General features: G+C 68.0%; 2 protein-coding genes. Both read right to left on the reverse strand.

Features of this window, described 5'->3' with window-relative positions; all coding sequences use genetic code 11:
* The coding region (locus tag ACMTNU_RS20645; RefSeq protein WP_413937169.1) for a hypothetical protein at positions 1-338 on the reverse strand (338 nt) is incomplete at its 3' end.
* 17 nt (positions 339-355) lie between these two features.
* Positions 356-1294, reverse strand: a complete 939-nt coding sequence (locus ACMTNU_RS20650) for a phage major capsid protein (RefSeq protein WP_413937170.1) — start codon at positions 1292-1294, stop codon at positions 356-358.
* Positions 1295-1430: the final 136 nt, after the last annotated feature.

The raw sequence follows: 1430 nt of genomic DNA on the forward strand, positions 1-1430 counted from the left end.
ACGGGAGGCGTGTTCTTCGGCAGGTCGTCGGTCGTGACGGTGCCGCGCGCGGTCGTGACCTTGAGGTCGTCGGTGGCGTTGCGCTTGACCTTCGCCGCCTCGCTCTCGCCCGCGTCGAGCGCCTTGGCCTCAGCCTCGGTGCAGACGTCGAACGCGAGCGGCGCGTACTTGTCGGTGGGCACCGTGCGGACCGCACGCAGGTGCTCGCCGACCTTGCGCTCGACGCGGTACCAGCCCCGCTCGTCCTGGAAGCGGATGCCGGCGTAGGTGAAGCGACGCAGCACGAAGCCACGTCGCGGGTCATAGGGCTTGAGGCGAACCAGCAGGGTGTCGGTCATGTCGCGTTCTCCTCAGCTCAGAGCTGCACGTTGATGGCCTTGGCCACGCCCGGCTCCTCGGCGAACTTCACGTCGAAGCGGAGGGTTGCGACGATCTTCAGCGTGCCCTCCGAGATGTCGCGGTCCGACTCGAAGCGGATGTTTCGCCAGATGCCGACGTGGACGTTCTTCGGGTTGCACAGCACGATGGCCGTCTGGTCGCCTCCCACGCCGAGGTTCTCGGGGAAGAGCGGAATGGGCTGCAGCGGCACGCCCGAGTAGAGCACCGGCGTGTCGTCCTCGAGGAAGCGGTCGCCCGCGACGGTGGCGCGGTCGGCCAGCGTGTTGCGGTAGCCGAGGTCCGCGTCGACGCTCGACAGGAAGCGCATCGCCTTCTTGTCGCGCAGGTACTCGCTCGGCAGCGTCTTCAGCATGTCGCGGAGCAGGTCCTTCGTGATCGGCGTGCCCGCCGCGTCGACGACGTTGCTCGTCGCCTGCTTGAGGATGCCGTCCATCGTCGCGAGGAACGGGTCGACGGAGGCCGTGTCGCCGTTGATGGCGACGTCCTCCATGTCGCGCGCGATGGCGTCGGCCAGCATCTCCATGATGGTCTGGCGCAGCTCGCCGCGCTCGATGCTGTCCTCGAGCACCTCGTCGGAGAGGCGCACCTCGGCCTTGAACAGCTTGGCGTCGAGCTCGACGTCGGAGAGGTCGGGCTTCACGCGATCGACGGCGCCGAGCGCGGTGCCCTCCTGGCCCGGGCGCAGCACGCGCGCGCCGAACTTGATCTTCGAGATCTGCTGCTTCGGCGAGGCCATCGGGACGACGGTCGCGAGCTGCAGGAGGACGGACTGCTTGATGAGCAGGCGCATGAACTTCTGGGCCTGCGCGGGCTGGAGCAGACCGCCTCCCGCCGTCAGGTCGGCGAGCGCGAGGTCGGCTTTCTCCAGGATGGAACGGTTGCTGAGGTGGCTCATGAGGGTCTCCTTCCGGCGGGGTTCAGAGGTCGTGGAAGGAGATCGCCTTGTCGACGCTCTCCCGGTCCTTGGGCTTGTTGAGATCGAGCGGCCATCCCACGTCCTCGACGGTGGCCTTCGAGACGCGCTCGGCGGA

Origin of the sequence: Nitrospira sp. BLG_1 (assembly GCF_047338595.1) — a bacterium.
Classification (GTDB): Bacteria; Nitrospirota; Nitrospiria; order Nitrospirales; family Nitrospiraceae; genus Nitrospira_D.